General features: G+C 38.2%; 3 protein-coding genes, 1 other RNA gene and 1 pseudogene. 3 read left to right on the forward strand and 2 right to left on the reverse strand.

The window, feature by feature from the left end; translation table 11 throughout:
* The first annotated feature begins 1,115 nt into the window (after positions 1-1,115).
* The 3 genes from ssrS (at position 1,116) to ACFIO3_RS06365 (ending at position 3,061) form a co-directional block, all read left to right on the forward strand.
* Positions 1,116-1,276: non-coding RNA, 6S RNA (gene ssrS / locus ACFIO3_RS06355), on the forward strand.
* 339 nt (positions 1,277-1,615) lie between these two features.
* Positions 1,616-2,221: a 5-formyltetrahydrofolate cyclo-ligase gene (locus ACFIO3_RS06360; RefSeq protein ID WP_375614721.1), complete on the forward strand. Its 606-nt coding sequence runs from the start codon at positions 1,616-1,618 to the stop codon at positions 2,219-2,221.
* A gap of 18 nt (positions 2,222-2,239) precedes the next feature.
* The gene (locus tag ACFIO3_RS06365) at positions 2,240-3,061 is read left to right on the forward strand and encodes a TIGR00282 family metallophosphoesterase (protein WP_375607046.1); all 822 of its coding nucleotides are present in this window, start codon (positions 2,240-2,242) and stop codon (positions 3,059-3,061) included.
* Between the two features lie 343 nt (positions 3,062-3,404).
* Here the strand turns inward: ACFIO3_RS06365 and ACFIO3_RS06370 are convergent.
* Positions 3,405-3,798: pseudogene (locus ACFIO3_RS06370) on the reverse strand (helix-turn-helix domain-containing protein).
* A gap of 836 nt (positions 3,799-4,634) precedes the next feature.
* On the reverse strand, positions 4,635-6,542 hold the full coding sequence (traG, locus tag ACFIO3_RS06375; RefSeq protein WP_375614710.1) for a Ti-type conjugative transfer system protein TraG: 1,908 nt from the start codon (positions 6,540-6,542) through the stop codon (positions 4,635-4,637).
* Between the last annotated feature and the right edge of the window lie 735 nt (positions 6,543-7,277).

Genomic DNA, 7,277 nt, shown 5'->3' on the forward strand with positions numbered 1-7,277 from the left:
CACAAGCTCTTTGAAACCATTCAAGAACGAGACACTTTACGACATCCTTTCAAATCTAGATAAGACGCAAGCCGGCTTCACATTCCACTCAATAAACTAAAAGCCCCCTGCTTATAACCACACATCCCCCCCCACATAATTCACAGTGCTTTTTTTGAAACTTAGCCATTACCATGGAAGCAACGGAGCGTCCCAAACTTGGCTCTTAAGATTGATGAAACAGCATTGGATTACACTCCACAAATGCGCAGGATTCAAAAGCGCGTGCAAGCTCTGTTAGACGAACAATCATCACAAGCTCTTTGAAACCATTCAAGAACGAGACACTTTACGACATCCTTTCAAATCTAGATAAGACGCAAGCCGGCTTCACATTCCACTCAATAAACTAAAAGCCCCCTGCTTATAACCACACATCCCCCCCCCACACAATTCACAGTGCTTTTTTTGAATTTTGACCTTTTTTGTATTGCAAGCAGCGTCCAAACACTTCCAATATACCCCCTACAGCATTTCTTCTCATAGCAAGCAAACGCTCCACGCTTGAGTCCTCTTCACGCCGTTTCTTCTTTTCACACCTTCCATCATGGATAAAAAAATTTGTAAACACGAAGCTCAAAAAATACTTTTTGAAAAAATCTTAAAACATCGCTTAGCGCCTCTGATAAACTATCATCGTCTGTTTTTTATTTTTATGAACTTCAACCATAGCAGCACATACCGTATCGGCTCTCCTCCCCCCTCAAAGTTGATAAAATAGCCCTGAAATATGGCTTCACAAAGTAAAAACTTCAAAGGTGCAACACCAGTTCAACCAACATCCTTTTGAATAAGAAATATTTCCCTTCAAAACTCCTCCAAGCATTCCTGCGAAACATAAAAATCAAGCATTGTTCCAAAAGAGCCATTGCCAATAAATCGTTCTGCGTCACTCAATCACCCACCCTCACTCATATTTTTTGCTTTTTTACTTTGAATAAGCCATCCATCATACAGCCATTTCGAGCAACCACCAGCAAGGTTCTAAAAACTCTCCTGAAAAACGTTATGAAAAAGAAGAGGGCGAGGTTATTTTATCTCTAGCAGAAGCTCTGAAATTATTTTATATTAAGGAGGGTGTTCTGCGCTTCTCGACAGGAAATAACGTATTCCTGAGACCTTAATGATCTCCAAGGGAGCTGTCCCTGATCAAGCCCGTGGGCTTTTTCATATGGCGCCCACCTATTTGTATAGGTTCCCGGGATCAGCTTTTTCCATCGGCTGTTGTGGATCACCCTTTATTTGTATTAACTTTTTTGCATAAAAATTTTTCCAGCTAAAATTGAGAGCATCTTTTTACATAAGACCAATGACGATACTCTTTTCAAGAAATAAAAATTACGATAGGCTTCATTTTATAAAACAGACAGCACTTCCAAATAATCCCCTCTATAAATCTGCTTCATCCCTTCGCACACAGCAACGCAAAAGCGGCTTATTGCACCAAGATACCCCCTAAAGAGCACACACTTTTTTCATGCTTTTTTTCATGAGCACAGCTCTTATCCATACAGAGATTTACAAAACGCCAACAATGGATAAAATACCAGCATCTTATAAAATAATTGACGAGACAATGACAAACAATCCCCTCTGTGAATCTGCTTCATCCCTTCGCACACAGCAACGCAAAAGCGGTTTATCGCGTCGTGATGCTCTTTTAACAGAAGAGCGCGCACTCTTTTCGCAGCGTGCTTGTTGCCACTTTATTGAATACCTCGAAAAGAAGGGAACCGATTTTTCACGCCTCATTTTAGCAGGCTATTGGCCCATTAAATCGGAAATTGATCCGCGTCCTTTACTGGATGCTGTAGCGTTACGCGGTGGGCATTTAGCCTTACCAGCAGTTCTTAATTCCACCACCATGATTTTCCGTACATTTTCGCCCAGCACGATTTTAGAGCCCATGCGTTTTGGCACCTTTGGTCCCAGTGCAGACAATGACGTTGTTGCCCCCAATAATATTATTGTTCCGCTTTCTGCGTTTGATCGTCAATGTCACCGTCTTGGCTATGGAGGAGGATATTATGACCGTGCTGTTGAAGCTCTTGAAAAACAAGGGCATCAAATGATATTATGGGGCATAGGGTTTTCATGTCAGGAGGTTTCCTCTATTCCCGCAGCAGAACATGATCTACAGGTACAAGGAATTTTTACAGAAAAAGGTTTCTTAAAATGTTAAAATGTGATTAAAGCGCCTATGCGTTTTTTATTTTTAGGTGACATTGTTGGTAGCACAGGCTGTAAAGCTGTTTTTGAATACCTTCCTCAACTGATTGAGAAATGGCAGCTTGATTTTGTTGTGGTAAATGGTGAAAATGCCTCTGGTGGTTTTGGTCTTACACAAGAAACGTATCAAGATCTTTTGATAACCGGTGTTGATGTTGTCACCACAGGTAATCATGCTTTTTCTCACAAAGAAGCATTGCAATATGCCCATGAGAGTGATCGTTTTTTACGCCCTGCCAATTTTTCGAAAGAAACTCCCGGAAAAGGTTCTGGTGTTTTTACGGCAAAAAATGGCGCCCGTGTTCTTGTCGCCAATCTGTTGGGCAACGTTTTTATGCCGTGTAAAGTAGAAGATCCATTTGAAACAGCGGAAAATATTCTGCTTGCCTGTTCGTTGATGGAGCAAGCCGATACGATTATTTTTGACTTTCACGCAGAAACGACAAGCGAGAAGCAATGTTTTGGTCATTTTCTTGATGGTCGTGTGAGTGTTATCGTTGGCACCCATACGCATATTCCCACGGCTGACGCGCAAATCTTAGAAGGTGGGAGCGCCTATTTAACAGATGCAGGCATGTGTGGAGATTATAACTCATCTCTTGGAATGGATAAAGAAGAACCCTTACACCGTTTTCTTTATAAGACGAAGCAAGACCGTTTTGAACCGGCGTGCGGTCCTGCCACCCTTTGTGGTTTAGCGGTTGAGATTTCAGATCGCACCGGTTTAGCAGAAAAGGTCTCGGCGGTACGGATTGGTCCTCATTTAAAGCCTGAAGTTCCGGATTTTTGGTAGCTTCTTTTAAGCCGCCCCTTTGATAGTTTCTTTCCAAGATTTCCTTTTGAGAACTCTATTTGGCAAGACGATTTTTCCAGCCCTTCCCAAATTCCTACTAAAAACACCCCGCCCTCCAATTTACCTAATACAGCAACTTTTCTAGCACAAATAAGTCACTCTTTTTAAAAAAATAAAGGATAAAGGATAAAATTTTTCGTGATTTTTAAAACGATGAGAAGGAGGTTTTATTTCGACATTTCTGCGGGGGGGGGGGGAGGAGAAATGTTAACCCCCTTCTCTAAAAAAAGCTTTATATAATAATTTATTATTTAGCAAGAGCCTCTTTAGTCTTTTTTTGATTCTAACGAAAATTTAATCTTAAAATTGCTTGCTGTTTTTGAGGTTTGAGCTCTCTAAAACTTTTCAAAAGAATACATTCTTCTTTGCTTGAGATCTCATCATCATAAGGATACAAGACGTCTTCTTTTGTTGAGAGACCAGAATAAAAAAAAGGAAATGGGAACATTAAGAATATCGGCAATTTCTTGTAAACGCCCTGCGCCTATACGATTGAAGCCTTTTTCATATTTTTGGATTTGTTGAAAGGTTACTCCTAACTGGCTGCCTAATTTCTTTTGCGACATTCCGATCATTGTTCTTTTCAAGCGAATTTTTTTGCCAATCGAAATATCGTTAAAATGTGGATTTTTAGCTTTCACTTCAAGCTCCCCTGCCGAGTGCGAGCGCCCTCGCATTGGTATTCCGGGAGTCAAAAACACTGAGTTCAGTCAGCTTTTTTGCTTTTAGTGCTAGAGAGCACCTGGACATGGCAAAAACTCCCGGAATCCCGGGACACCCACAAGAGTAGGTTCATTTTTACACTCGGATTTTAGGGGTTTTTGAATCCCTGTTGATCGCTGCGTAGACGACCAAAACATTCTCTTACCAATAAAGCAATTTCATGAAATTAGCAATAAAATTTAAAAACAGTCTTTATTTGTATTTTTATAAGAGGCAGATAACCTCTCATTTTTGATTAAATTATATACGAACGAAGTGAGCGCTATTTATTGAAATAAGTATAAGATCATAATCAAGAGATGCTAGACGTATTAGCTCGTAGTAAAAGCCTTTCATAGACATCATTAGCAAACAAGCAAAGAAATATCATGATAACAAAACCAATGACCATTGCTGTTTGGTGTTCATAGGGTGCAACTCTCGCTGTGTATCCCCAAAAAAGAAAAATAGGAATAAAACCAAGCCACCAACAAAGAAGTTTAAGAAGGCAAAAACTGGTTTACGAATGAATAATAAAATAAGGAAGATTGCGTAAAGCAACTTTTTAACTATTACAGCCAATATTCTACGTATTATCTTGAACACCCCACGCATTATAATTGATAAGATACTCTTTTTTATGTCTTGATTTTTTTGGTGTTTGTCTTCTTAGCAGAAAGATCGCTCATGACTTCCCCATTTTCAAGCCACTATATTATAAAAATGTACTATAAAAATAATTTATCTCTAATTATATCACCCCAAAATACAACAATATTTTATTCATTTTAACTAAAAAACAAGTGCTTTATTAAGAAGAAAAGCTATTTTCATTAGCAAGAGCTGTTAAATCCTTACGTCTAAAATAGATAGAGCGTCCACAACGGATAGGGAGCTCTCCTTGCACGAGAATAATCTGTTCGTCTTTTCTCATTTCTTGTGTTATTTCATGTGGATATATTAAGGGTCTTTGTTGCAAACTTAAATGCTCTGTTCCTTCTATACCTGATGTTCCCAGAGTTATGCTTGAATCTTTCACTTCAATGGTCATTTGACCACATGCCTTAGATATATTTTCAGCAGTTTTAATATCTTTTATTGCGGCATAGCTTACAAAAGCACAATTTTCAAACCATATCATAACGCCTGACGAACCGAAATAGCGTTCTATTTGCTCTACAGACTTGTAAAAAAGCATGAGAGATATACCATATTTGCGTCCATGATCACGTGCTTCTTCTAAAATGTTCATATATCCTAAAAGATCAGCATTATCTAAAATAAAGAGCGCTCTTTTTGCATAATTACCATTAGCGGCTTCCATAGCTCTGAGAAAAGAGCCAACAAGGATACGCCCAACACCTGGATAAGATTTTAGAATTTTTGATGGGATATTTAAAAAAACATCGATATCTCCTTTTGTTATATCATTAGTTTTAAAGTCATACCCACTGATAAGATCTGCATAGTTAGAGAGGGAAAGCCATTGTATATCTTTTGCAGCAGTAGCATAGACATCTGAGAAAGTTTGTTCAGCCATATTTGTAAACACCCCAAGAGTTTCACGAATAAATTGGGATGATGATGAAGCCTGTAAGGAACGCAATTTTCCAATCACGGACGGTTCTGACATTGACATGATCGTATGAAGGGTTTTTAAGTTTTTTTCCTTTAATGTGTATTCATCAGAAAAGACAATATGTGCAAGTAGTCCTGTTAATAAATTATGTGCATGTGATGTAAAGAATTGATCGGTTGAAGTTGATTTGTCGTTTTCAGAAAGAAGGAGTCTAGCAACTTCAACCAAACCCGCTTCCCTTTCATAGACTGGAATGCTTTCATCTAATAACCAATCTAAAGGATTAAAAGTTTCTGTTGAAGAACCATGGGGGTCAAGAACGTATACTTTTCTTTTTAACTGCTCCCTTGCATCTTGAACTATTGAAGCGATTTCAGTTGAAGGATCAAAAACGACCAGTGGACCGGAATATTTGAGACAAGTTGGAATAACATTACTGGTTGTTTTATAACTACCAGAACCAGCGAAAAATAACATATGGGTTGAATCAAAATTAAGTTTGTATGTTAACAATGGCTGGCGACCACCTTTTCCCCATGTTGTTTTGTCTTTAGGATTAAAAGGGACATCTTTAACAATATCTTCGTCGACTCTATAGCGCTCTCCTATGACGACGTCGCCATCATGAGGAAAAATCTTTTCAAGGCGTTTCATACTCATCCATTTGATGCCACCAAAGATTGTATTTTTTGAAATTTTCAAAGGTGAAGCTTTAGGTAATGATAGTTTTATCGTGTAACCAAGGATAATAACGCCAATAACAACACCCCATAAAACCATCCTATCAAAGAAAGGAAGAACATCCGCCCATGTCATATTATTTTGACCTACATAGGGACTAAGTCTGATATATTCATTTGCACTATAATAAGTTGCAAACAAACCAAAGATGATCATAGATGAAATAATGATATTTTTTCTGGTATGCCTTTTTTGTAATAAGATGAATGAAGAACATGAAAGTGCAATAAGGATTAAAATATCCAGTGGCTTTGATCTTACAAACCAATAAGCATCAGGCGTCGTTCCATTTTCTGTAATGTTATTGATGGTTATATTGACCAAAAAAGCTACAATGATTGAAAAGATGAGTGGCAATGCTAAAAATATAATCTGTTTTTTGTCTAATTTATTGACCATTTTCCCCCCTGCATACCAGAAAAAGCTTCTCTTCCTATTTTTTCGAAATTTTTGAATTTTTATCAAGTTTTGAAACGTAAAGCAAACCATCTTAAGATGAAAGACTTATCTGCCTCTCTAAGACGGGCTTTTATAAAAAGCTCCTCTAAACTAATTTTTTCAAGAATTTTTCCAAAGTTTCTTTGATGCTTCACGCGCTATTTAAATTTCTTACTTAACTCTTTTACGACACTGTATACGCTTCTTAACAGAAAAAAAAACCAATAACAATACGCATTAGTGTTCACTGAAAAAAAGCGCGGTTTATCATGTTGTGCCGTAAAACCTTGTTGTTTAGAGCCGTGATATAAGGCATGTAAAACTTTCCATATTAAGTGTTTTTAGAGTGTGTAATAAATGGGCATGGCTTACCCGTCACGCCTTTTTAAAGTGAACCACATGAATGGGTCAGGAGTAGGTCAAAACCCCGCCAACAGAAGCCGGACTGTTTACAGAACAGCCCTTTTAAGTCAGGAATATGCATCCTTTAGAGCGTAGAGCGGGAGGAAATCAAAGAAGGATAAGGTAAACATAGCAAAACTCCCGGAACCCGGGACACCCACAAGAGTAGGTTCATTTTTACACTCGGATTTTAGGGCTTTCAGACCCTACTGATCGCTGCGTAGACGACCAAAGTTACCCTTCAAGGTATAAAGTAATTTCAGGAAATTGGCAATAAAATTTAAAACAGTGTTT

Source organism: Bartonella sp. AD328YNZD (genome assembly GCF_042196425.1).